This window comes from Brumimicrobium sp., from assembly GCF_048268645.1.
GTDB lineage: Bacteria > Bacteroidota > Bacteroidia > Flavobacteriales_D > Crocinitomicaceae > Brumimicrobium > Brumimicrobium ulvae.
Genome location: NZ_JBLWVE010000001.1, coordinates 182,064 through 206,506 on the forward strand (window position 1 = coordinate 182,064; position 24,443 = coordinate 206,506).

The 24,443-nt window shown below is 36.3% G+C and carries 24 protein-coding genes and 1 pseudogene; 11 read left to right on the forward strand and 14 right to left on the reverse strand.

All coding sequences use genetic code 11. The annotated features are described in order from the left end of the window. Positions 1-86 precede the first annotated feature (86 nt). Positions 87-1,058 (reverse strand): tryptophan--tRNA ligase, encoded by a 972-nt coding sequence (trpS, locus tag ACN0U3_RS00805; protein WP_417264772.1) that lies wholly within the window; start codon positions 1,056-1,058, stop codon positions 87-89. Positions 1,059-1,160: 102 nt separating this feature from the next. Here trpS and ACN0U3_RS00810 point away from each other — a divergent pair, with 102 nt between their 5' ends. The 4 genes from ACN0U3_RS00810 to ACN0U3_RS00825 are packed head-to-tail and all read left to right on the forward strand — an operon-like array spanning position 1,161 to position 4,415. Next, positions 1,161-1,907 (forward strand): lysophospholipid acyltransferase family protein, encoded by a 747-nt coding sequence (locus ACN0U3_RS00810; RefSeq protein ID WP_417264773.1) that lies wholly within the window; start codon positions 1,161-1,163, stop codon positions 1,905-1,907. Between the two features lie 26 nt (positions 1,908-1,933). Beyond that, on the forward strand, positions 1,934-2,233 hold the full coding sequence (gene gatC, locus ACN0U3_RS00815; RefSeq protein WP_417264774.1) for an Asp-tRNA(Asn)/Glu-tRNA(Gln) amidotransferase subunit GatC: 300 nt from the start codon (positions 1,934-1,936) through the stop codon (positions 2,231-2,233). Continuing rightward, the gene (locus ACN0U3_RS00820; protein WP_299202965.1) at positions 2,233-2,505 is read left to right on the forward strand and encodes a hypothetical protein; all 273 of its coding nucleotides are present in this window, start codon (positions 2,233-2,235) and stop codon (positions 2,503-2,505) included. Before gatC ends, ACN0U3_RS00820 begins: the two co-directional genes overlap by 1 nt. Before the next feature lie 29 nt (positions 2,506-2,534). Then, complete coding sequence (locus ACN0U3_RS00825) at positions 2,535-4,415, forward strand: LTA synthase family protein (RefSeq protein ID WP_299202961.1); 1,881 nt, start codon at positions 2,535-2,537, stop codon at positions 4,413-4,415. Positions 4,416-4,440: 25 nt separating this feature from the next. On the opposite strand, the gene ACN0U3_RS00830 is transcribed toward ACN0U3_RS00825, so the two are convergent. The 7 genes from ACN0U3_RS00830 to atpB all read right to left on the reverse strand — a co-directional run bounded on the left by ACN0U3_RS00830 (position 4,441) and on the right by atpB (position 11,377). Continuing rightward, the gene (locus tag ACN0U3_RS00830; protein WP_299202958.1) at positions 4,441-6,168 is read right to left on the reverse strand and encodes a SulP family inorganic anion transporter; all 1,728 of its coding nucleotides are present in this window, start codon (positions 6,166-6,168) and stop codon (positions 4,441-4,443) included. Between the two features lie 225 nt (positions 6,169-6,393). Next, positions 6,394-7,269, reverse strand: coding sequence for an ATP synthase F1 subunit gamma (atpG, locus tag ACN0U3_RS00835; RefSeq protein ID WP_299202955.1), 876 nt, complete (start codon positions 7,267-7,269; stop codon positions 6,394-6,396). A gap of 34 nt (positions 7,270-7,303) precedes the next feature. Further along, complete coding sequence (atpA, locus tag ACN0U3_RS00840; protein ID WP_417264775.1) at positions 7,304-8,878, reverse strand: F0F1 ATP synthase subunit alpha; 1,575 nt, start codon at positions 8,876-8,878, stop codon at positions 7,304-7,306. 35 nt (positions 8,879-8,913) lie between these two features. Continuing rightward, on the reverse strand, positions 8,914-9,447 hold the full coding sequence (gene atpH / locus ACN0U3_RS00845; RefSeq protein ID WP_299202949.1) for an ATP synthase F1 subunit delta: 534 nt from the start codon (positions 9,445-9,447) through the stop codon (positions 8,914-8,916). A 6-nt stretch (positions 9,448-9,453) separates the two neighbouring features. Continuing rightward, the gene (locus ACN0U3_RS00850; protein WP_299202946.1) at positions 9,454-9,948 is read right to left on the reverse strand and encodes a F0F1 ATP synthase subunit B; all 495 of its coding nucleotides are present in this window, start codon (positions 9,946-9,948) and stop codon (positions 9,454-9,456) included. A gap of 83 nt (positions 9,949-10,031) precedes the next feature. Then, positions 10,032-10,235 (reverse strand): ATP synthase F0 subunit C, encoded by a 204-nt coding sequence (gene atpE, locus ACN0U3_RS00855; protein ID WP_299202943.1) that lies wholly within the window; start codon positions 10,233-10,235, stop codon positions 10,032-10,034. Between the two features lie 32 nt (positions 10,236-10,267). Next, positions 10,268-11,377, reverse strand: a complete 1,110-nt coding sequence (gene atpB, locus ACN0U3_RS00860; RefSeq protein ID WP_299202940.1) for a F0F1 ATP synthase subunit A — start codon at positions 11,375-11,377, stop codon at positions 10,268-10,270. A 575-nt stretch (positions 11,378-11,952) separates the two neighbouring features. Between atpB and aspS the strand changes: the two genes are divergently transcribed. Continuing rightward, positions 11,953-13,707, forward strand: a complete 1,755-nt coding sequence (gene aspS / locus ACN0U3_RS00865; protein ID WP_299202937.1) for an aspartate--tRNA ligase — start codon at positions 11,953-11,955, stop codon at positions 13,705-13,707. Positions 13,708-13,777: 70 nt separating this feature from the next. Here the strand turns inward: aspS and ACN0U3_RS00870 are convergent, their stop codons facing one another. After that, complete coding sequence (locus ACN0U3_RS00870) at positions 13,778-14,431, reverse strand: carbonic anhydrase family protein (protein ID WP_417264776.1); 654 nt, start codon at positions 14,429-14,431, stop codon at positions 13,778-13,780. Between the two features lie 233 nt (positions 14,432-14,664). Between ACN0U3_RS00870 and ACN0U3_RS00875 the strand changes: the two genes are divergently transcribed. Together ACN0U3_RS00875 and ACN0U3_RS00880 are read left to right on the forward strand one after the other, a co-directional pair. Continuing rightward, positions 14,665-15,222 carry an SPOR domain-containing protein gene (locus ACN0U3_RS00875; protein WP_299202931.1) on the forward strand — a complete coding sequence of 186 codons (558 nt, stop codon included), beginning with the start codon at positions 14,665-14,667 and terminating at the stop codon, positions 15,220-15,222. Between the two features lie 39 nt (positions 15,223-15,261). Next, positions 15,262-15,486: pseudogene (locus tag ACN0U3_RS00880) on the forward strand (VF530 family DNA-binding protein); the annotation flags it as partial. Positions 15,487-15,596: 110 nt separating this feature from the next. Here ACN0U3_RS00880 and ACN0U3_RS00885 read toward each other — a convergent pair. The 3 genes from ACN0U3_RS00885 to ACN0U3_RS00895 are packed head-to-tail and all read right to left on the reverse strand — an operon-like array spanning position 15,597 to position 18,440. Then, positions 15,597-16,625 carry a hypothetical protein gene (locus ACN0U3_RS00885; RefSeq protein ID WP_299202929.1) on the reverse strand — a complete coding sequence of 343 codons (1,029 nt, stop codon included), beginning with the start codon at positions 16,623-16,625 and terminating at the stop codon, positions 15,597-15,599. 11 nt (positions 16,626-16,636) lie between these two features. Further along, entirely contained in the window at positions 16,637-17,797 is a 1,161-nt protein-coding gene (locus tag ACN0U3_RS00890) for an iron-containing alcohol dehydrogenase (RefSeq protein WP_299202927.1), read from the reverse strand. Positions 17,798-17,807: 10 nt separating this feature from the next. Then, a complete protein-coding gene (locus tag ACN0U3_RS00895) occupies positions 17,808-18,440 on the reverse strand; it encodes a nitroreductase family protein (RefSeq protein WP_417264777.1) in 633 nt (210 codons plus the stop codon). 122 nt (positions 18,441-18,562) lie between these two features. Between ACN0U3_RS00895 and ACN0U3_RS00900 the strand changes: the two genes are divergently transcribed. The 3 genes from ACN0U3_RS00900 to ACN0U3_RS00910 all read left to right on the forward strand — a co-directional run bounded on the left by ACN0U3_RS00900 (position 18,563) and on the right by ACN0U3_RS00910 (position 21,065). After that, positions 18,563-18,946, forward strand: coding sequence for a TraR/DksA family transcriptional regulator (locus tag ACN0U3_RS00900; RefSeq protein ID WP_299202922.1), 384 nt, complete (start codon positions 18,563-18,565; stop codon positions 18,944-18,946). A gap of 12 nt (positions 18,947-18,958) precedes the next feature. Next, positions 18,959-19,615: a signal peptidase II gene (locus tag ACN0U3_RS00905; protein WP_417264778.1), complete on the forward strand. Its 657-nt coding sequence runs from the start codon at positions 18,959-18,961 to the stop codon at positions 19,613-19,615. A 157-nt stretch (positions 19,616-19,772) separates the two neighbouring features. Next, positions 19,773-21,065 (forward strand): M43 family zinc metalloprotease, encoded by a 1,293-nt coding sequence (locus ACN0U3_RS00910; protein ID WP_417264779.1) that lies wholly within the window; start codon positions 19,773-19,775, stop codon positions 21,063-21,065. Positions 21,066-21,167: 102 nt separating this feature from the next. On the opposite strand, the gene ACN0U3_RS00915 is transcribed toward ACN0U3_RS00910, so the two are convergent. Both ACN0U3_RS00915 and ACN0U3_RS00920 read right to left on the reverse strand, forming a co-directional pair. Further along, positions 21,168-21,776: a hypothetical protein gene (locus ACN0U3_RS00915; protein WP_299202913.1), complete on the reverse strand. Its 609-nt coding sequence runs from the start codon at positions 21,774-21,776 to the stop codon at positions 21,168-21,170. Positions 21,777-21,814: 38 nt separating this feature from the next. Further along, entirely contained in the window at positions 21,815-22,852 is a 1,038-nt protein-coding gene (locus ACN0U3_RS00920) for an AI-2E family transporter (protein WP_299202910.1), read from the reverse strand. A gap of 149 nt (positions 22,853-23,001) precedes the next feature. On the opposite strand from ACN0U3_RS00920, the gene ACN0U3_RS00925 reads away from it, so the two are divergent. Continuing rightward, positions 23,002-24,255: a glycosyltransferase gene (locus ACN0U3_RS00925; protein WP_417264780.1), complete on the forward strand. Its 1,254-nt coding sequence runs from the start codon at positions 23,002-23,004 to the stop codon at positions 24,253-24,255. Positions 24,256-24,443: the final 188 nt, after the last annotated feature.

Consider the following 24,443-nt stretch of genomic DNA (forward strand, 5'->3'; position numbering starts at 1 on the left):
TTCAAGCTCAAAATACACTAGGAACTGAAATCAATTCCTTCGCAATTCTGAGCTTGACTCATTTAAACATTTCTTTGGAGATTTGATTAATAACCCAACTCCCTCCTCACACGATACAATGTTTTGTGTGCAATTTTTCTCGCTTTTTCAGCCCCTTCACTAAGAATTGTGTCTATCTCATCTTTATTGTTGATGAAGTAATTGAATTTTTCACGTTCTGTTTTGAACTTCTCTAGGATTAATTCATATAATGCTTGTTTGGCGTGACCATACCCAAAGTTTCCAGCGCGGTATTTTTCTGCCAACGCTTGAATTTCAGCATCTGTCCCTAATAACTTATACAATGTGAAGACATTACACGTTTCAGGATCTTTTGGGTCTTCCATTGGCGTGCTGTCTGTCTCGATTTTCATCACTTGTTTTCTTAATGCCTTATCCGAGAGAAAAATATTGATATAGTTATTTCTAGACTTACTCATTTTCCCTCCATCAGTTCCAGGAATAAGGGTGGTATCTTCCTGAATTATAGCTTCAGGAATGACCAACAACTCTTTACCCGTACTGGTATTGAGTTTTTGTGCAACATCACGAGTCATCTCGATATGTTGTAACTGATCCTTTCCTACAGGAACTTCATTCGCATCATACAATAAAATATCTGCAGCCATCAACATTGGGTAATTGAACAAACCCGCATTGATATCACTTGTTCTTCCTGCTTTATCTTTAAAAGAATGGGCAAGCGTTAATCTTTGATATTGAAAATGACACATCAAATACCAAGCTAGTTCTGTTGTTTCAGGAACATCACTTTGACGATAAAACACAGTTTTAGAAGGGTCTAATCCAAACGCCAGCCATGCAGCAGCAACACCATAAGTATTGTTACTTAAAGTCTCACCATCTTTAATTGAAGTGAGTGAATGCAAATCTGCAATGAAAAGAAAAGATTCATTTTCTCCATTGTTGGCCATGTTTATTGCTGGGATAATTGCACCCAACAAGTTTCCTAAATGTGGCACTCCTGTACTTTGTACTCCTGTTAAAACACGTGTCATAATTTAACTGTTCCTTAATTGATTGTAAATATTTCTTTACAAAAATAAACTTTTGTTGAAGAACAAAGCAAAATATCTATATTTGGTAGCACAATAAAAAAAATGAAGTACATTTTAGGATCATTATTTTATTTATGGAAGCTATATATAGGATTAGCCTTTGCTATTACTTTACTTATATTCTATCCTGTTCTTTTGTTTTTCATTTACAACGAATCGCTAAAACCCCATACTTTTAAAGTCAATATTTTATGGTCGAGGTGCATGCGTATTCTCTGTTTTTATGCGGTCGAAAAAAGTGGAGAAGAAAGCATTGCTGAAGGACCTTTTGTGCTGGTTGCCAACCACTCTTCTTATTTAGACATCTTTTTACTCTACAGTATTTTGCCCCACCATAAGTTTTTATTTATGGGGAAAAGTGAAATTTTAAAATATCCTTTGGTCAAGACCTTTTTTAAAAAGCTCAATATTCCAGTTGATCGGTCCAGTTCTATTAAATCTGCAAAAGCCTTTATTCAAGCAAGAAAAGAAATCCAAAAAGATTGGAGTATTGTTATTTTTCCAGAAGGTGGAATTCCTGATAGTGCCCCTGAATTAGCTCCTTTTAAAAATGGAGCTTTCCAATTGGCAAAATCAGCTAAATGCCCCATTCTACCGATTACATTTATCAATAATTATTACTTATTTTCTGATCCCGATTTATTCTTTAACCCTGCTATGCCAGGCCTTGTCAAAGTTCATGTTCATCCAATAATAAAGCAAGAAGAGGTGATGAGTAATGACATTGAAGAGACGAAAGAAAAAACTTATCAGCTCATTGGTTCTTATTTACCGCAAAAGAATCACTAAATTTGCTGCAACAACGTTGAATAGCTATGGAAATAAAAGATGAATTAATAGACCACATTGCACATTTGGCAAGGCTTTCCTTTGAAGGAAATGAAAAACGTGCAATAAAAAAGGACCTCAATAACATTACCGACTTCATGGATAAACTCAACGAAGTTAACACCGATGATGTTGAACCTCTAGTCTTTATGTCTGATGAAATAAATGTACTTAGAGAAGATGTTCCAGAACAAACGATATCACATGAGGAAGCGCTTAGAAATGCTCCGAAAAAAGATTCTGACTATTTCAGAATTCCAAAGGTGTTAGATAAAACCATCGACTAATGAAAATATTAAGCTTTATTTTAATTGCAGGAATATTAGTTGCTTGTAACAATAACAATCAACTGTGCGATTGTGTAGAAGCAGGTCAAGAAGTCAACCGTATTTCAGCTTCTTTTTTTGATCGTCCAGCTACGCAAGAAGGCAAAGACAGTTTAGACTTGGCGACACAAAAAAGAGATGAAATTTGCGCACCTTTTCAGAACATGATGCCTGGCGAACTTCATGAAAAAGCCGCAGAATGTGAAGCCCTGAAATTCTCTGCTGAAGATTAAACCATTCGCTTTCCAACATACTTTTAATTATGAGTGTTTTAAGAAAATCTGGACTTGCTTTTGTCCTATTGCTATTGTTTTGGATACTTGTTTTTGATTTTCAAAGGATTTTGTTTTCCATTCATAATTTAGAAAAGATAAGCGAACACTCCTTTTGGGAATGGATTCAGGTGTTTTTTCATTCCATTAGACTCGATTTAGCTACAGGAAGCATTTTAAGCGTAATTCCTATTTTATTTCTTACCTCCTTTATGGTTCTAAAAAAACGCTTTTTATTTGTCCTGTTTAAAGTCATTTTACTCATAGAAGTCTTATTGGTTTCTATGATTCATGCAGGGGAAATAAACGCCTACGGAGAATGGAATCATAAATTAACTTCACGTGTTTTTATGCATTTAAGTAATCCCGATGAAGTGTTTAGAACGGCCGATCACAGCATGACTTTTTGGTTTATCTTTTACCTCATTCTTGAAGTCACTTTCGGTTGGAAGATTTCTAGGTGGTTGTTTAAAAAAGAAAGGTTTAAAGCAAATGAAGAAAAACTTGCCTGGAGGTTCGCTGTATTCATGCCTATTCTTCCATTGATGTTAGGGGTTTATTTTGTTTTTGCCCGTGGTGGATTTCAGCAAATTCCAATCAACATTGATGCGGCCTATTTTTCCAAAAACTATGTCATCAACGATGTATCCGTCAACTCACCTTACTTTTTTGGTAAGAGCTTCCTCTTATTCAACCGGTCAAATATAGGAGATTACCTGTCTAATTATGAGGAGAAAGAACTCTACTCAACACTCGATGATTTTTTTAATTACGAAAAAGAACACGACAATTATATTCTAGAAAACACTTCTCCCAACTTGGTTTTTGTTATTTTGGAAAGTTGGACATCAACCGTGAGTAGTCGATTGTCTGGACAACCTGGGGCAACACCAGAATTTGATGCATTGACAGAAGAAGGCGTTTTATTTACCAATTTATATGCTACAGGAAGTACCTCAGAAATAGGTAATGCGAGTATCTTTTCTGGATATCCAGCTTTACCCGAGATTTCTATTTCAATGCAGCCCTTTAAACACAGAAAGTTAAAATCTTTAAATCAAAGTTTAGCTCCAAGAGGCTACACCGCTGGATATTTGTTTAGTGGTGACCTCAAGTATGGAAACATCAACAGTTACTTTAATGACCACGGGTTTGAGCGTATTCAAGATGAATCTGATTTCCCTGCGGGACTTGGGCGCGGTAAATTGAACTATTATGACGAGGACTTATACAGCATGTTCTTGGATAAAATCAACCAACAGGATGAACCTTTTATAGAATGTGCCTTTACTGGAAGTACACATTCACCCTATGATTATCCAGGACATAACAAACCAAAATGGACAGGTGCTGAAAAGAATTTTATGAATTCCGTCATTTATGCTGACCAGTGTTTAAGTGACTTCATCGATTCTGCAAAGCAACAACCTTGGTATGAGAACACTTTGTTTGTAATTGTGGCCGATCATGGTCATGCTTCTCCTTATGTTACTGACCCAAGTGATGCCGAACTTTACCGTATTCCTTTGTTACTTTATGGGCCAGCTTTAAAAGATTCGGCTAGAGGAATGGTCATAGATAAAGTGGGTTCACAAGCCGACATCGCTCAAACCTTATTGAAACAAATGCATGTAGATACCCAAGATGATTATCCTTGGAGTAAAGACTTACTCAGTCCACACGTACCTGAGTTTGCCTTGCTAGCAACAACGCGTGGATTTGGCTGGGTTACCCCCCAAGGTAAGTTTACATTTCATTTAGATTACCAAAGGTACATCGTAAACTCTTTCGAGGAAGAAGCATTGATCAGAGAGCGCAAGAGATGTGATGCCTTTATGCAATTGTTATACGAACATTATGAGGACCTCTAGATAAAAAACAATGTTTGTCAACTCCTTAGAGTAACTTATGTTTCTTCGGGTTGGTTTGAAAGAGCACATCGGTATCCACCAATCGGTCTTCACCTTTAAAGGATTTAATTGCATCTAAATCGGTAGGGAAAAAATTGTCTTTCCCAATCTCTTCAAACATATTTGTCTTTTCGAACTTGTCTCGCACTGGGCCTTTCAAACATGAAATAGCAAAGCGAATATTTCTACGTTTATACTCATCTGACAATTCGCTTAAGGTATCAATTGCTGTAGTGTCAATAGAATCAATAGCACTGGCATCAATAACAACAAACCTCAATCCTTTTTTATGTTGTTCGTAACTTCTCAAACGTTTCAAAAAATGTGGAACGTTGGCAAAAGTTAAAGGTGCATCAAAGCGATATATGAGTATATCATCGGCAATTTCAACATTATTGTGTCGGTCTGCGCTTCTAAAGGTATCTAAAGTTCCTTGAACCAATCCTATTTCAACAGCATGTGGATAAGAAATAGCATACACTAAAGCCATGATAGACAGGATTACACCGGTAATAATTCCTTCTTGTACACCGACCAAAAAAGTAACTAAACCAGTTACTGCAAACATTAAAAAGTCACGTTTATCAATAGACCATAACCTTTTAAGATACTTGAAATCCATAAGGCCTATAATTGCTACAATGATTATGGCAGCTAAGGCAGCTTTAGGAAGATAATAAAAGTAAGGGGTTAAAAACAACAAAGTCAACACAACTAAAGTGATCGTAAAAACAGTAGACACATTTGTTTTTGTACCCGATTCTTTGTTGACAGCAGATCTAGAAAAGCTAGACGAAGTTGGATAAGCATGAAAGAAGGCCCCTATAAATTTGGATGCTCCAAGTGCGATTAGTTCTTGATTAGGTTTTAAAGAACCTGCGTCTTCTTTGTCTTCAAGGGAGACACCAATTGCATAGACTTCAACAAAACTTATAAAGGCAATGGTGATACTCACGGGTAAGAGTGTTTTAACCAATTCCCAATCCAAATAAGGGACAAAAAAGGAAGGTAGTCCTTCGGGAATTACACCTAAAATCGCAACCTCTTTTTGCTCCATCCCAAATAAATAAACAACTCCAAGGGTCACAAACATTACGATCAACTGATTTGGAATTCTTTTGCTGAACCGTTTCATATAGAATAGATAAGCAATGGAAAACAAGGAGAATAAAAGGGTATATATGTTGAGTGTTGAAATGTTATTCCCTAATTCCAACAAGGTATTGAAAGATCCATTGGCCTCAAGCTGAATACCTGTTGCACTTTTCACTTGACTTAGGAAGATGGTTAAAGCGGCACCAAATATAAACCCTTTCAGTACAGGTTTAGAAATAAAGTTGACAATCTTTCCAAGTTGAAACACACCCATCAGGACTTGTATAAGTCCAGACAGAATGGAGATTACGAATACGGCGTTTAAAAACTCAGCTTCTTCAGTAATTCCAGCATGCGTTAAACCTGTAATTACCAGAAGTGAGGTTAGTGCTGCTGGTCCAATTGCAGCATATTTTGATGTTCCTAGCAGCATATACACCAACAAGGGTACAATTGAAGCATACAATCCATATACGGGTGGAATATCGGCAATATATGCGTAGGCCATACCTTGTGGTATCAACATTACACCTACGGTAAATCCCCCTACCAAATCTTGAGTAAAGATTTTTCTATTGTAATTCCTTAGTTGATGAATAAAGGGGAGTCTAAATTGCATAAATCGTTTCGATTTTTAATATAAAGATAATAATTTGCGAAGATACAAAGTATTCTAAAAAACAGAAGTAATAAAAGTTACACTAAGGAGCTACAAAGTTGAACAAAGAGACAACAATATTTCAGTCACAAAAAAGAGGCTTCTCTACTGAAAAGCCTCTTTTTTAAATTCTATTTAATTCAATTACAAAATGTGCGATTGAAATACCTTTATTATGAAATTAGATTATGCATTTAAAGCTTCTGCACCTCCAACGATTTCAAGAATTTCGTTTGTAATAGCTGCCTGACGTGCTTTATTGTATGCTAAGGTAAGTTCACGTTGTAATTCAGAAGCATTATCAGTTGCCTTATGCATTGCTGTCATACGTGCTCCATGCTCAGAAGCATTAGAATCCAGTACAGCTTTAAACAATTGTAACTTTAGAGATTTTGGAATGATTTCACTAATGATTTCTTCTTTAGAAGGTTCAAAAATGTAATCACCTATTTCACTTTCATCTTCTGAAACTGTAGGAACAATAGGTAATAATTGTTGTTCACGAACAATTTGGACAGCAGCATTTTTGAATTCATTGTAAACCACAACCACTTTGTCGTATTTCCCTTCAATAAAGCTGTCCATTGCGTATTGTGCATATTCTGCTGTGTGCTCGAAAGTCAAGTCATCAAAAAGCGATGTCGCTTCACCTAAGTGTTCTGGACGATTAACCAATCCTCCATTCTTAAATGCATCATTTACCTTCTTACCGATGGTCAACAATTCAACTTTTTTACCTTTCAAATCATTAGCCAAAAGCTCGTTAATTTTCTTTGTAATGTTATTGTTGAATCCACCACACAATCCCCTATTTGATGACACCCCAATAATCAATACACTTTCAACCTCACGTTGTTCTGCGTATCTATTTTCAGAAAGATCAAGCGTAGCACTTACATTCCCAAGGATTTCTTGGATTTTGTTAGCGTAAGGGCGCAATTGTGTAATTGCATCCAAAGCCCTCTTCAATTTTGCAGCAGAAACCAATTTCATGGCTTGTGTAATCTGCATCGTTGATGAGATAGAAGTAATACGGTTTTTAATTTCCTTTAAGTTCGCCATACCCTACAATTCAATTCACTTTCAAAAAGAAAGATTAATATTTAGAAGCAATTTCTTTTGCTACTTTAGTCAATGTATCAGTAATCTCTTCAGTTAATTTACCTGCTTTTAGATCGTTCATTAAATCTTTGTGCTTAGCATCAAGGAAGTCTAAGAACTCGATTTCAAACGCTTTTACTTTTTCTACAGGTACGTTTTGGATTAACCCTTTCGTTCCAACAAAGATGATTGCTACTTGTCTTTCAACAGTAAACGGATCTCCTTCATTTTGTTTCAAGATTTCAACGTTACGTATACCTTTATCTAAAACACTTTTTGTTGCTGCATCAAGATCAGAACCAAATTTAGCAAACGCCTCAAGTTCTCTATACTGTGCTTGGTCTAATTTTAATGTCCCAGAAACTTTTTTCATTGATTTAATCTGAGCAGAACCTCCAACACGTGATACAGAAATACCTACGTTAATTGCCGGACGAATTCCTGCGTTAAATAAATCTGATTCTAAGAAAATCTGTCCATCTGTAATCGAAATTACGTTTGTTGGAATATATGCAGAAACGTCACCAGCTTGGGTTTCAATAATAGGTAGTGCTGTTAAAGAACCTCCACCTTTTACTTTTCCTTTCAATGATTCTGGTAAATCATTCATTTGAGAAGCAATACTATCATCATTAATGACTTTAGCAGCACGTTCTAATAATCTTGAGTGAAGATAGAAAACATCACCAGGATACGCCTCACGTCCTGGAGGACGACGTAACAACAATGAAACCTCACGATAAGCAACTGCTTGTTTTGATAAGTCATCAAATACAATTAAACCTGGACGTCCAGTATCACGGAAGTACTCCCCAATAGCTGCACCTGTCATTGGCGCGAAATACTGCATTGGAGCAGGGTCAGATGCATTCGAAGCAACAACGGTTGTATAAGCCATTGCTCCTGCTTCTTCTAATTTCTTAACAATTCCAGCTACCGTTGATCCTTTTTGACCTACAGCTACATATATACAATATACAGGATTTCCTGCATCGTAAAATTCTTTTTGGTTGATGATAGCATCAATAGCCACAGTTGTTTTACCTGTTTGACGGTCACCAATAATCAACTCACGTTGTCCACGACCAATTGGAATCATAGAGTCAATAGACTTAATTCCAGTTTGCATTGGCTCGGTTACAGGCTCACGGTAAATTACACCCGGTGCTTTACGTTCAATTGGCATTTCGAACAATTCACCTTCAATTTTCCCTTTACCATCAATTGGCTCTCCTAATGTGTTAACAACACGTCCAACGATACCTTCACCCACATTAATAGAAGCAATTCTTCCTAAACGTTTTACAGTATCTCCTTCTTTTACTGCTGTAGACTTACCTAAAAGTACAGCACCTACGTTGTCTTCCTCTAAGTTAAGCGCAATTCCTTGAAGTCCTCCGTCGAACTCAATAAGTTCACCGTATTGTACGCCACCTAGTCCGTAAATACGTGCAATACCATCTCCTACTGTAAGAACGGTACCTACTTCTTGAAGTTCTGCTTCCGATTTAAATCCTGAAAGCTCTTCTCTTAAAATTGCAGAAACTTCTGCTGGTTTTATATTTGCCATTTTTTCAAACTTTATATTAACGACGGGCGTTAAAATTATCGTATTAAACGTTGTTTCATTTCATTTAGTTGGTGAGCGATACTTGCATCGATACGTGTATCTCCCATCCTTACTACGAAACCACCAATTAGTGCTTCGTCAACCTTTTCTGTTAATTGAATAGAGCCTTTAATGCCTTGATTCAATTTCTCAAGAATTGTAGTTTTTACACCTTCATCTAATTTCGTAGCTGAAGTTAAAGTCATCGGTACAATTCCGCGAACAGTATTCAATTTAGTAATGAATTCCTCTGCAATAACAGGAAGAATCATTTCTCTTTTGTTTTTTGTCAATAAATGAATGAACTTTTTAGTAACATCCTGAAAGTCACCAAACAGTTTTCCAAATATATCGTTTTTTTTATCCGATTTAATTAGAGGACTATTTAAAAACACATGGAAGTCCTTATTCTCGTTTGTCGTTGCTAATAACTGCTCCATGTCGTTTAAGACTGCGTCAGTTACTTTCAACTCATCCGACAATTCAATAAGAGATTGCGCATAACGTCCTGCTACTTTAAGTCCTGCCATTATTCCTTAATTTAAATTGATGTCTTTTGCGAAGCTTTCTGCCAATTGCTTTTGCTTCTCGTCAGTAGATAACTCTTGACGTAGAATTTTTTCAGCAATTTCTAGAGCAACGCCTGCAACTTCATTTTTCAATTGGGCTACTGCTGCATTTTTCTCTGCTTCGATTGCAACACGTGCGTTCTCAACAATTTTATCTGCCTCAACAACTGCTTTAGATTTAGCTGAATCAATCATTCTATCGCTAGTCAATTTTGCTTCCTTGATCATTTCATCACGTTCAACACGTGCTTCTTTTAACAAGTTTGCATTTTGAGTTTGCAGTTTCTCCATTTCTGCTTTGGTCTTTTTCGCCATGTCCAAAGCATCCTGAATATTTTCCTCACGCTTATTTACGGCTGCCATGATAGGCTTCCAAATAAACTTGGTTAAAATGAACATGAGGATGATGAAGGTCAAACCTGTCCAAAATATCAACCCTAAATCTGGTGTAATTAAATCCATTTTTTAATCTTTTTCTCTTGTGATAATCTTTTTAAAAATCTCCGCACAACCAACCGTTGCACGGAGACTTAACTTGTTTTTTACTATCCTTGAAGCAAAGCGACAACAATACCAAACAAAGCAGCACCCTCAATAAGTGCAGCTGAGATGATCATTCCCGTTTGAATCTTAGAAGCAGCTTCCGGTTGGCGAGCCATTGCGTCCATTGCTGAACCTCCGATTTTACCAATTCCTAACGCAGCACCTAGTACAGCGATTCCAGCTCCTATAGCAGCTAATCCAGTCATAACTATTTGTTTTTATAAAGATTACTAATTAATTAATGCTCTTCTGCAACTGCTCCTCCGATGAAAAGCGCAGATAACATTGTAAAAATGAAGGCTTGTAAAAAAGCGACTAACAATTTCAACACCAAAATAAACAATGACATTGGTATTGATAGTCCACTCCACGCCGCACTTCCGAACGTAAAGATAATTCCTGTTAATGATAATATAATAATGTGCCCTGCTGTGATGTTCGCAAACAAACGAATCATTAAGGCAAATGGTTTAGTAAAAATCCCGATAACTTCTACTGGAATCATAATCGGCAACAACCAAAACGGAACGCCTGGCGTTGCAAAAATATGTCTCCAATAGTGTTTGTTCCCTGAAAATACAGTCACCAGCATCGTTAGCACTGCCAAAGTCAATGTAAAACTAATGTCTCCTGTTAAGTTAGAACCTCCTGGAAAAACAGGAACCAAACCTAACATATTGTTGATCCATATAAAAAAGAAGGCCGTCAATAAGTAAGGCATAAACTTTCTATACTTTGCCTCTCCGATATTTTCTTTAGCGATATCATCACGCACAAAAAGAACGATAGGCTCAATAAATCTAGCCAATCCTCGTGGCGGGTGTAGTCCATCACTCTTATATGTTCTTACAGCTGCTTTTAATAAAAGAAACAATAAAAGCCCTGAGAAAAACAATGTAAACACGTGCTTTGTAATAGAGAAATCATAAGGTTTTGGATTAATCACATGTCCCTCAGCGTCGAAATCTAACCGACCTTGCTCATTTAACTTATAAATGTTTTCGTGGAAAATACCGTAACCCAACTCTTCGTTTGCAAAGTAGTAATCCTCACCTCCATCTGGGGTTGTGATTTCAACAGGATCATTTTCGTGATATAGTCTTTTTGAAGAAAAAACCTTTACACCGTTATCAATTAAGATAACTGGTAAGTTTATGGAAACATGTTGTTTTTCACCATTCGCATCAGGGTAAGAAAGAATGTGCCACTCGTGCGCATCTTTAATGTGATGCATAATCATTCCTTTTACGTCTACAGGCTCCCCTTCTTGAGATGAACCAGAGAAAACTGGTGCTGATAGCAAGATTGCTACCATCCAAACTAATGCTTTAAGCGTCGTATTCAACATTGTTATCACTTTAAAAATGAATCGTTCTGTTCAAATTTGGGTGCAAAGGTATATATTCTTTTCCAAAGGTCAATGAAATTTATTTGGTTTTGGTTATTTTTTCGACAAACACCTGTGTTTACTGGCTATACAGGCAGAGATGGGAAATCGATATTGTTAATAACCTGTTGAGAACCTTCTTTACTTCGCCATTTAAAGCAGGGCAAAAATCAATAATTCAATTCATAACTATTTAATACATTCCGTAGAGGCATAGAAATAATCTCCTCAATACATTTCAAAGAAAAACTGAACCACCATTGACTAAAAGCACCACAGGTTCACATGAGAATAAAATTCTATGGCCATTTTAAGAGTAGACCATTAGGTGTTAGCCATTAGACTTTTTGTCTAACACCTAATATCCGATAAGATTTTTAGAAGCTAAAGCGAGAGGCACTAATCCCGAGGCCTATCAGGAGCATAGTTTTAACTCAAACTAGGACCAATAAAACCTATTGAATCTTTAAGTTCTTTCCGAAGGAGGCCTTAATGTTCAATCTTCTTCCTATTTTTGCGCTTATAAATTTAATATTATGTATAGAACGCACACCTGTGGCGAGTTACGCCTGTCAAATGTTGGAAATGAAGTAAGCCTTAGTGGTTGGGTACAACGTACACGTGAAATGGGGGGAATGACCTTTGTTGATCTTCGCGATCGTTATGGAATTACACAATTGGCTTTTAGTACACATGATAATGATGAATTGAACCAAAAAGCACGAAAATTAGGACGTGAATTTGTGGTTCAAGTTAAAGGTGAAGTAATTGAGCGTTCTAGTAAAAATAAAAACATTCCAACTGGAGAAGTAGAAATTAAAGTAACTGAACTGAATATTCTAAATGCAGCAAAAACGCCTCCTTTTACTATTGAAGATGAAACGGATGGTGGTGATGAGCAGCGAATGAAATACCGTTATTTGGATATCCGCAGAAATACAATTCTCGACAAGTTACGCTTGCGAAACAAAGTGGCATTGGAAACAAGAAAATTCTTAGACTCTGTAGATTTTATGGATATTGAAACTCCATATTTAATTAAATCGACACCAGAAGGAGCCAGAGACTTTGTTGTTCCTAGTAGAATGAACCAAGGCGAATTCTATGCCTTGCCACAGTCTCCCCAAACGTTCAAGCAATTATTAATGGTGTCTGGAATTGATAGGTATTACCAAATTGTGCGTTGTTTTAGAGATGAAGATTTACGTGCTGATCGTCAGCCTGAGTTTACTCAAATTGACTGTGAAATGTCTTTTGTTGAACAAGAAGATATCTTAAACACTTTTGAAGGATTGGTAAAACACTTATTCAAAACATGTAGAGGTGTTGAATTTACAGAAGATTTTCCACGTATGACTTATGCTGAAGCAATGGAGCGTTATGGTTCCGACAAACCAGATATTCGTTTTGGAATGGAATTTAAAGACATGAATTCTGTTGCCCAAAATAAAGGGTTTAAAATTTTTGATGATGCGGAATTAGTTTTAGGGATTGTTGCACAAGAATGTGCAGTTTATACACGTAAACAATTGGATGCCTTAACTAAATGGGTGCAGCGTCCACAAGTAGGCGCAAAAGGATTAGTGTATTGTAAATATAACAATGACGGGACTTTCAAAAGTTCTGTAGACAAATTTTATAGTCAAGAAGATCTGCAAGCATGGGCAGATTTAACAGGTGCTAAACCTGGAGATTTGATGCTCGTTTTAAGCGGTGAAACTAATGCTACACGTAGTCAAATGAATGACTTGCGTTTACACATGGGAGATGAATTAGGGTTAAGAAATCCAAATGAATTTAAACCTTTATGGGTGATTGACTTCCCCCTATTGGAATGGGATGAAGATTCAAACCGTTACCATGCAATGCACCACCCTTTTACTTCTCCTAAAACAGAAGATATTGCTCTATTAGCAACTGATCCTGGAAAGGTTCGTGCCAATGCATATGATTTAGCAATGAATGGTGTTGAACTAGGTGGAGGCTCTATTCGTATCCATGACAAAACACTTCAAGCAAAAATGTTTGAACACCTTGGATTTACAGATGAAGAAGCAAAAAAACAATTTGGTTTCTTAATGGATGCATTTGAATTTGGTGCACCTCCACATGGTGGAATTGCCTTTGGATTAGATCGTTTGGTGGCAACGATGGGTGGTTCTGACTCTATTCGTGATTATATTGCATTCCCTAAAAACAATGCTGGACGTGATGTTATGATTGATGCGCCAGCAACTATTGATGATGCACAATTAGAAGAATTGGCTTTAAAGGTTGAAATTAAAGACTAGTTGAATAATGATTAATGTAAAATGATAGATGTGAACAACACATCCCTATCATTTTACATTTTTCAATCAATTAAGCTCCAATATAGAACTCCACCAAACCAGTTTGAACATCATACATCCCCCCGATAATTTTTATTTTCCCCTTACGCTCTAGCGCATACAAAATAGGGCTTCTTTCACGAATTTCTTTCATTGAATTTAAAACATTTTCCTTTCCAACTTCATTTACGGCTTCGGGGGTTGTAATATCTTTAAAATTCAACTTTGCTTTTTCTATTGCTGGATTAATTTTAGCCAGCAAGTTTGAAATATGGCCAAGCTTTACACCATGACAAGCAGAAGTTACTGCACCACATTTCGTATGACCTAGTACCATAACAAGTTTAGACCCTGCAACTTTACAAGCATATTCTAAAGAACCCAAAACATCTTCATTAACTATGTTTCCAGCAACTCGTGCATTAAAAACATCTCCAATTCCTTGATCAAAAATTTGCTCTGTAGTTGCTCTTGAATCAATGCACCCCAATACAATAGTATGAGGATATTGCCCTACAGAGGTGACCTTTACTTGCTCTAATAAGTCACGCTCCATCATTTTTCCACTAGCAAACCTTTGGTTACCTTCAATAAGGAGTTGTTTGATTTCTTGCGGCGTTAACTTACTCTGATTTTCTTTTGTTTGCGTTTCCATCTTTTCATCTCTAAATTTTATCCAAATCAAAATTAAATCTTTAGCAATTAAGATAGTGTCACAAAAGGTACACGACTTTACTCGACTTTTTATAAAAGCCAATTCATTCAACCCGTTTTTTTAATTAGATGGAGGATTTTTGGAAATTTTCACAAACTGTGGCATTCCAATTGCTTAACTTGCGACAAATTCTTTGTTCTATAGTAGCTTGAAAAACTTACCTTATGAAGAATATTATTTACTTTTGTATAAAATTTTAAACAATGAAATTAATTATTGTATTCTTTTTAATGGTTATTACACCAGTTGCTTTTTCGCAAAATGAATGGTGGAAAAGTGGGTCTGACAAGAAAAAAGAACAAAACAAAAAAGAAGACACACAGGAGAGCAAAGATGTTCAACCAATAATGAAGGACAGTGTATTTTACCACTCAGAAAAACCAAAAGTCATTGAACCTGGGAAAATTCAGGTAGTGAAAAGTACTTCTGTGGATAAAATCATCAAATTTAAATCTGCAACCATTCCACCAAACATGGGTCCGATAATGAACGGATATCGCATTCAATTGTTTTTTGACCAATCAAGAAGTCAAGTCGACAATGCACGTTCTACCGCACTGCAAATGGACAGCGAAACATCTACATATATTGAATACAAAGCTCCAAACTACCTCCTGTTATTAGGCGATTTTAGAACGCAATTAGAAGCAGAAAAAATGCGTGCTAAATTAACTTCAGAGTTTCCAGAAGCAATTGTTGTTGAGGATAAAATCAATTTACCCAAGATTAAAGAGATTGAAAAGAATGAGGAGACTGATTAGCAGTTTGATTTTTCTATTCATACGATAATGTTTATAAACATGGAGAAAGGAAAACCTCAAGAACAGCCCAACAATCCTTTGCATGGTGTTAAGCTAGCAACCATATTAGATGTACTGACGACTGAATACAGCTGGGAAGAGTTGTATGAAATGGTAAACATCAATTGCTTTAAAAGTAACCCTTCGATTAAATCCAGCTTGAAGTTTTTAAGAAGAACCCCATGGGCAAGAGAAAGGGTTGAAGGAATTTACCTTAAATCTTTAAGAATTAAAAAGAAAGGTCCTTTACAAAAGAAAAAGCCTTTAAATTCTGAAAAGAAGCCACCTTTACAAAGCTATGGTTCTAAACCTTCTTATTTAGATTAACTTACCTCTTAGATAAAATCAAAGCCTGTTACGTATGTAGGCTGATTAAATTCAATTTTGGGTTGATTTTCTTGTGTTCTAATGACTAAATCCACTTCGTGAACACCATTGACTTTGTTTAAAAGTCCCCAGTTTATTTTGTTCTTTACATCAATATACAAAGGTTCTTTCTGATCCACCCACCAAATCATTGTGTTCTTCTTTTCATGGAATAGAATTCCTTCAAACAACTGCTCTAACCATTCGTGGTTATGGTCTTTACACCAAATCGAATCCACAACACTAAACACATGCGAATTAGGTCGAATAACCTTACGTAAACCAGGCACATAAGGAATGATGTTTTTTAGCAAAACTCCATTTTTACCCGGCAACCGAGATATTTTCCATTCCGCACTATGTGTTTTGGCCAAAGCAACTATCTCTCCTCCTACTTTCAGTGTATAAAATGGATCTTCATTAAAGGTGTGGTGTGTAAAGTAGAAAGGCGCTTTTCCATAAGTTTCTTTCACCTTCTCGCGAATAAAATCATTCACTTTTACTGCAGAGACTCCCTCTTGCTTTTTAGGTTTAACCCTACTGAATGTTTGTGTAGCAATTTTGGCTGCCGTATAGAAGTCAAAGTTTTGACTCATCCATAATGACCTTTCATTTCTTGGGTCGATATAAGCATAAAACGTAGAAGGTCGATCTTGTTCCAATTCAAAAGCGTGATCAAAGAACTCACCTATTCTTTTTTTCAATCCTGAATTTGAAGCTTTCGAACGAGGTTGCTGACTATTTGCTTGCATCCCTATATCAAACGCGAAATATCTTACATACCAATTGATAGGTCTTCGGCAGAAGGTAATATTTCCAAGAACTTTCTCATTTCTTTCCAAATTCAGAAACAAAGGTTTATAAACTTGCTGAATGCGTTGCTCAAGTCGTTGATGTTGATAACGGGCTCCATTTGAGCCTAAAGTAACAGACTTCAATAGATTTAAAACTTCGTCATTATAACTCTCTCGCAATACAAATGGCGCCCTTACCTTCATTTTATTTAAAATTAAAAACTCATTTCAACAATCTGCTCTGCTTCAGCTGGAGTAAGGTCTTTACGTTCTCCTAATCCTTCCCATCCACGCTCCTCAAAACGTTTTCTAATCGTTTGCGGAGTCGACTGATAATCGTCTGAATAGTCTGATAACTTGGTTTTTACTCCTAATGATTCGAAGAATATTTTGGTGCGGTTGATGGCCTCTTCACCACAAGATCCTTCTAGACCAAAAATACGCTGACCGTATTGAATGAGCTTTTCCTTTTTATTATCAAATTTAACCTTGTACAAGTTTGGAGCGATAATCGCCAATGTTCTGGCATGATCAATTCCGTGTAGGGCGGTCAGTTCGTGACCAATCATGTGTGTTGCCCAATCATAAGCTACACCAGCACGTAAAGTTCCATTTAAGGCCATCGTTGCACACCACATTAAGTTACTTGCGGCTTGATAATCAGATGCGTCTTCCAAAACTTTAGGGCCGATTTCAATTAAAGTTGCAAGAATCCCTTCTGCAATTCTTTCTTGCAGCAAGTTACCCGAAGGATAAGTCATGTATTGCTCTAAGGTATGCATATAAGCATCCACGATTCCGTTAGCAATTTGTTTTTTCGGCAGTGTTTTAACAACAGTTGGGTCTAAAAAGGAGAATTTCGGAAATCCTTGTGGTCCACCCATTGTTCTTTTTTCTTTTAGCCTACTGTTTGAAATCACCGCACCTGAGTTCATTTCTGAACCAGTCGCAGGCAAAGTCAACACCGTACCAAAAGGCAAAGCATCGGTAAATTTACATCCTTTTTTCTGGGATAAAACATCCCAAGGATCACCATCATATTTTGCAGCTGAAACAATAAATTTGGTTCCGTCAATCACTGAACCTCCTCCGATGGCCAAAACGAAGTCAACCGGATTTTCTTTGATTTGTTCAACGGCTTTCATTAAAGTATCATACTCTGGATTGGCTTCAATCCCTGAAAACTCAATCACATCGTAATCATTAAGTGCTGACATTACGGCATCATAAACTCCGTTTTTCTTAATGCTCCCTCCACCATAAGTAATCATTACTCTGTTACCAGATGTTGCATCTTTTATCCTTGCTGGAATTTGATCGTACGTATCTTTTCCAAAGATGACTTTTGTTGGATTATAGTATTCGAAATTATTCATGTTTAATATTTTAAATTGTTTGAAATAAATCTTCTAATGGTCGGCGTACTTTTTTAAATTTTAATCTGTAATCTTCCGCTGAGCGATGGCCAAGAGCAAACATAACCACTGCATCTAAATGTTGTTCATTAAACCCTAATTCTTCATTGAGTCGTTTACGGTCAAAGCCTTCCATCGGACAAGCATCAATGCCTTCCACGGCGCACACGGTCATTAAGTTACCCAAAGCAATATACACCTGATTGTCCATCCATATTTTTTGTTGTTCTTCAGGTATTGCAAGACTAACACGTAAGGATTTGTCATAATCTTGCATTGACTTATGTGAAACTTCGAGCTCATTTACTGCAGCTGCTTCTTCTATAAAGGAGTCGATATCTTCAGGTTTAACATCCGTTTTTCTGCACATAATTAACAAATGAGAAGCTTCTTCAATTTGCGGTTGATGGTAGGCAATGGGAGTAATTTTCTTTTTAATTTCTTTAGATTCTACCATCACAAACTTCATTAATTGTAACCCCATAGAAGTTGGCGTTAATTGCAAAGCTTTTTTTATTCTATCAATTTGTTCAACTGATAGTTTTTTTGTCGGGTCGAATTTTTTTACCGCATACCGCCAATTTAAGGCTTCTAATACATCCATTTCATTAAAATTAGTCAATTAATTACAAAAATACTTTTTCACAATCGATAAAAGCACTTGATTCAAAACGAAATTCGGTTATATTTGTTCATTATCATTTTAAAATCAAACTTATTCATAAAATGGCAAAAGAAAAAACAAGGTTCTCAGATGAAGAACTACAAGAATTCAAAGAAATAATTGAGAGCAAATTGGTTGAAGCTGATGAGGATTTACAAATCCTAAAAGACTCTCTTTCATATAAAGATGATCATGGTACCGACGATACAGGACGTTCTTTCAATATGATGGAAGACGGATCGGATACTTTATCTCGTGAAGAAATGGCACAATTGGCTTTGCGTCAAGAAAAATTCATTCAAGCATTGAAAAACGCTTTGATCAGAATTGAAAATAAAACTTACGGTGTTTGTCGTGTAACGGGTAAATTAATTCAAAAAGAAAGGTTAAAACTTGTTCCTCATGCTACACTAAGCATTGAAGCCAAAAATCAGCAAGACTCGTAAACAAATTAAGGTTTGAGAAAACGTTATTTAATTACATTCAGTGTAGTTCTTTTGATTTTAATTTTAGACCAAGTGGTCAAAATTTGGGTCAAAACAAACTTCACCCATGACGACCCTAGCGTTCCCTTAATCGGGGAATGGTTTCGTTTAAATTATGTCGAAAATCAAGGAATGGCTTTCGGGACACAACTTGGCGGAGGAATGTGGGGTAAATTGTTACTCTCCCTGTTTAGGGTTGGGGCAATAATTGCTATTGTAATTTATATACTCAAACAAATAAAACTCAAAGAAGTTAAATTAGAGTTTCTAATTGTTGCAGGACTAGTACTTGCTGGTGCTGCTGGAAACCTTTTTGACTCCATGTTTTACGACTTTATGTTTAAGGACTATTTTGACCCTTGTCTTTCATACAATCAGGTCGAGGGATCGGGTATTTGGGCAGAATGCTCTTACTATGGTTACACTGAAAATGTAGAAGTTCGTCATCGTGGATTTCTATTTGGAAACGTAGTTGATATGTTTCAATTCTATGCCGTTTGGCCTTCATGGGTTCCTTGGCTAGGAGGATCTCAAGTCTTTCCTGCGATATGGAACATTGCTGATGCCGCTATCTCTGTTGGAGTAATCATGGTGCTCTTCCGTCAAAAGGTATACTTCCCTAAAAAGTAAACCTAATCATCATCATTCTCTTGAATTTCTCATTGCAGAAAAGTCCAACCGCTCACCCACAATTATTACTGCTGGTCAAATATTGAATTATAATGTAGCTTTATTCTCTATTTTCACTTTCGTTATCGGAAATAATTGATCTTTTAAAGTATACATTATGAAAAAAGCACTATTCGTTGGCTTATTGCTTTCTACAGGAATAAGTTTCGCTCAAGAAGCTCCAACATTTCAACGTTGTTTCTCTCCTGAATATATAGATTATCAAGAAGGGAAAACACCAGGTTTTAAAGCCCATGTAGATGAACAGTTTACAATTGCAAAAAGTGGTGTTGTGTCAAAAACGAATGAAACTTATACCATTCCAGTTGTAGTACATATTGTGCACAAGACTCCAGAACAGAATATTCATGATAGTGTTGTCTACAATCAAATCATGACATTAAACGAAGACTTTCAGCGCAAGAATGCCGACACGGTCAACTTAAGAAGTGATTTTGACTTTGTTGTTGGTGGCTCAAATATAGAATTTAGACTCGCAACAATTGACCCTGATGGAAATCCAACAACGGGAATCACCAGAACATCAACCACAACAGAGTCATTCATGGATCTGATGGGTTTTTTTCAAGGTGACATGAGTGCAATGGAGGCTGTGAAAAGCAATAACGAAGGAGGTATTGATCCATGGGATCAATCCCGCTACCTTAACATTTGGGTTTGTAATATGGCCGTTAACGGTTCTCCAGCGATATTAGGATATGCAACCCCACCTACAGGAATGTCAAACTGGCCTCCTGGCTCTACAGCCGGAATGAGTGACGGAGTTGTAGTCCAATATCAAGCATTTGGCTCAAATAATCCCAATGACCTTGGTTTTGGCTTTGAAGTATTGGGAAGAACAACAACCCATGAAGTTGGACACTACCTTGGATTACGTCACATTTGGGCTGATGGAGACTGTACGAAGGAGGATGGTATTGATGATACGCCAAATGCAACGGATAAATCAACAGGTTGTCCAACAACTGCTAACACATGTGTCGACAATATTGGTGGAATAGATTTACCAGACATGGCAGAAAACTACATGGATTATTCAGATGAATCATGTCAAAACTCATTTACCAAAGGGCAAGTTGCTTTAATGCATGGTGTTTTAGAAAATCAACGTTACGATTTGGTATACAACAACCCAGCATCTGTCAATGAAGAGCGTTTTACTGCTGCTCTATACCCTAACCCAACTGATCATTTATTGAATATTGAAATCAATAATGGTCAAGTTGAAAACGTAGTCATCTTTAACTCATTTGGACAAGAAATTCAGTCTGTAAAGTATTCTAAATCTTCTTTACAGTTAGATGTAAGTCACCTAGAAAAAGGCGTTTACTTAATGAAAATCACTGATCATTCAGGAGCAAATGTCGTAAAGCGTTTTGTAAAACAGTAACATAATAACCCCCTCATAAAATGGAAAAGTCATCACAAGGTGACTTTTCTTTTTTGGGATTAATTTGAAGAAATATAGCAATTGCTTTTAGCTTGAGAGTTTCTATTCATCTTTTTTGAGCTTTAAAAAGTGAATCACCAAACCCAATTCAAAAAACAATCCGCTATTCATATTGCGATTGACTTTTGACCAACCAGCATTCATACCAGCAACATGATTTATAGCGTATTTACCTACATTGTGACAATAGCCTATGCCTAACTGAATGGCTTCAACTCTTTTTTTATTCAAATAAAATCTTTGGTGAAAAGAATAAGTCAATCGATGGACTTCACTTGCCATATAGTATTCAGTAAAGCCTTCATGCTTATACCTAAGTTCTCCCTTAAAATTAAAACTATAGTTAAAAGAAAGCATTGATTCCATCAATCCAGATTCGCTTCTCAACAATCTGAATTTCAAACCACTTCCTATTATATAAGAATGATTTATTCCTGCGCCAATATTCAATTCGATGTTGTTCTGTAATACACTTGGTTGATAAGAGAAGAAAACGCCCCACAAGCCATAAGGAGCGCGATAGCCTATTGCAGTTCCAACATTCATCCTTTCATCAGACTTGTTTTCTTGAGCAATTGCAGGGCGTGATAGAAAATAAAATATAAAAATAACGCTGAGTGTTGTTTTTATATACACAATTGTTTTCCTCAAGGATTTGTCTCTCATTGAAAGGCTGAGGGCAGGTTTCATCAAGACATTATCCTAGCATAAACAGCAGTTCCAGGGAATTTTTCCATTATTTTCTTGATCAATGCAGTAATTGGAATAGACAAAATCAATCCTGGAATACCCCAAATAAAGCCCCAAAGCGTTAACATCACCAATACTGTGACGGTATTAATGGAGAAAGATTTCCCCATAAGAATAGGCTCCAAAATTCCCCCAAACAAGACTTGCACACCAGAGATTACGATAACAAAGAAAGCCATTGAACCACTAACGTTTAGTTCCACAAGTGCAAAGGCAGAAAGCACCACTACAGAAATCACAGACCCGATCATTTGAATAAAGTTAATCAGGAAGGCAAATACCCCCCAGAAGATAGGGAAACTAACATCAAAGGCATAACATGCCAGGCTGAATCCTAATCCTGTAAAGAAGCTCAGCAAAAACTTCACAATCATAAACTTGAAAATATCCTTCTCTATTTGTCTAAAAGTTTTTACAGAAGCGTATTTCTGCTTAAAAATAAGCAATTCCATCACCTTTTGGATATTCATTGAACCAGCCAGTAAAAGCACCATGAAGAAGAGCGTCATCAATGCCATGCTTACAAATTTTCGGGCAAAATTCAGTCCGCTTCCAACATTTCCAAACAAGTTTGCGCTCACTTTTTCGTCATTCATCAATGCTTGAAATTTCGTCTCTCCTTCAGCAGGTTCAATCCCCATCATATCAACGATTGGTGAAACTACATCGTTCATTCGATCATTGAATTTTTCGGTAAAATTATCATCGGCATTAGACAGTTCTTGACCGGTGAGTTGTACCATCTCAAAAGCACCTATAAAACCAAGGGTAACTATAATTAAAGCAACAATTACTCCGAAAATATTAGGGATTTTTTTTCTTCTAAACCAGCGCATAAGAGGTGAAAATACAAGGGCGGCAAATAGTCCAAAAACTAATGGAATAAAAATAATCGATAACACACTTAACAGATACATTATCAAGGGCACTACTATGATAAGTAGCAACTTACGGATGGCTAATAGTTCGCTTCGCATTTGTGTTGTTTATAAAGTCCAATATTAACAAATAAAAACAAAACATTCCTTATTAAGGAAGATTCAAATTCATAAAAGTTGATAAAAGCGTCATTCAAAAAGAAAAATTCAAAATTATAGGTCAAAAAAATTATCTTTAGCTGAATCGTATGAAAACAATCAAAAAAAAAGTATTATATCTCTCCTATGATGGGATGACTGATGCACTTGGTCAATCTCAGGTTTTACCCTATCTATTTGGTTTGGCCAAAAAAGACATCTGTATACATTTGGTGAGTTTTGAGAAAAAGAACTATACGGATGATCTACCGAGAATTAAGGCTTTGTTTGAAGAAAACGACATCATTTGGCATCCTCAATTTTATACTAAAACCCCACCTTTAATATCTACTCTCAAAGATATTCTAAAAATGAAAAAAGTGGCCTTGAAACTACATGAGACCATTCATTTTGATATTGTTCATTGCCGCAGTTATATTCCTGCAATTATCGGTAGGTACTTTCAGCGGGAAAAAGGATTGAAATTTGTTTTTGATATGCGTGGGTTTTGGGCAGACGAACGTGTTGAAGGGGGAATTTGGAACCTTAAAAATCCTGTTTTCAAAAAGGCTTATCGCTATTTTAAGGGCAAAGAAATTGATTTTTTTAGCAATGCTGACGTCATTATTTCACTCACCCATAATGGCAAAGAAGAAATTGAGTCATGGAACAACCTACCTCATCCGTTAACAATAGAAGTTATTCCTTGTTGTGTTGACCTTGTTCATTTTGATCCTTCAAAAATTGAAACTGCTCAAACAAATGCGGTTAAACAAAAGCTAGAAATTCAAGAAAATGATTTTGTTCTGGGTTATGTTGGGTCTATCGGAACTTGGTATATGTTAGATGAAATGCTCGATTTCTATTCACATCTTCGCAAGCACAAAAAGGACTCTAAATTTTTATTTTTATCAAGAGAACCTAAAGAAAATATCGTTTCCATTGCTAGAGAAAAAGACATTCCTGAGGATGAAGTCATTGTTGTTGGCACAAAACATAATGAAGTACCGTTGTATGTTTCTGTTTTTGATTATTCCATCTTTTTTATTCGTCCAACTTTTTCTAAAAAGGCCTCCTCTCCTACTAAACAAGGTGAATTAATGGCTATGGGAGTTCCCATTATTTGTAATGCAGGAGTGGGCGACACCGATAAAATCATCATGGATTCTAGCGCAGGAAAAGTGCTTCATCAACTGAATGAGGAGTCTTATGCGCAATGTCATTTACATCCTGAAAAATACAACAAACAGAAAATCAGAGCTGGAGCAGAAAAATGGTATAGTTTAGAAAATGGAGTGGAGAAATACTATGAAATATACCTGAGTTTATTGGGTTTGGAAAATGCAGATAAAAATTTAGGATAACTTCGGCTAAACATATTTCAACAAAACTCAAAACACCACAAATATCACATGGTAAGAATTCGTGCGGAACGGAATTTTGATTTAATTTGTTCTAATTCTAATCTCCACCATGAATTTGGATATTGAAAAGTTACTGATTTAGTTCGAAGTCTTTCTAAGAGAAGAAAAACCAATTCATCAAAAACATA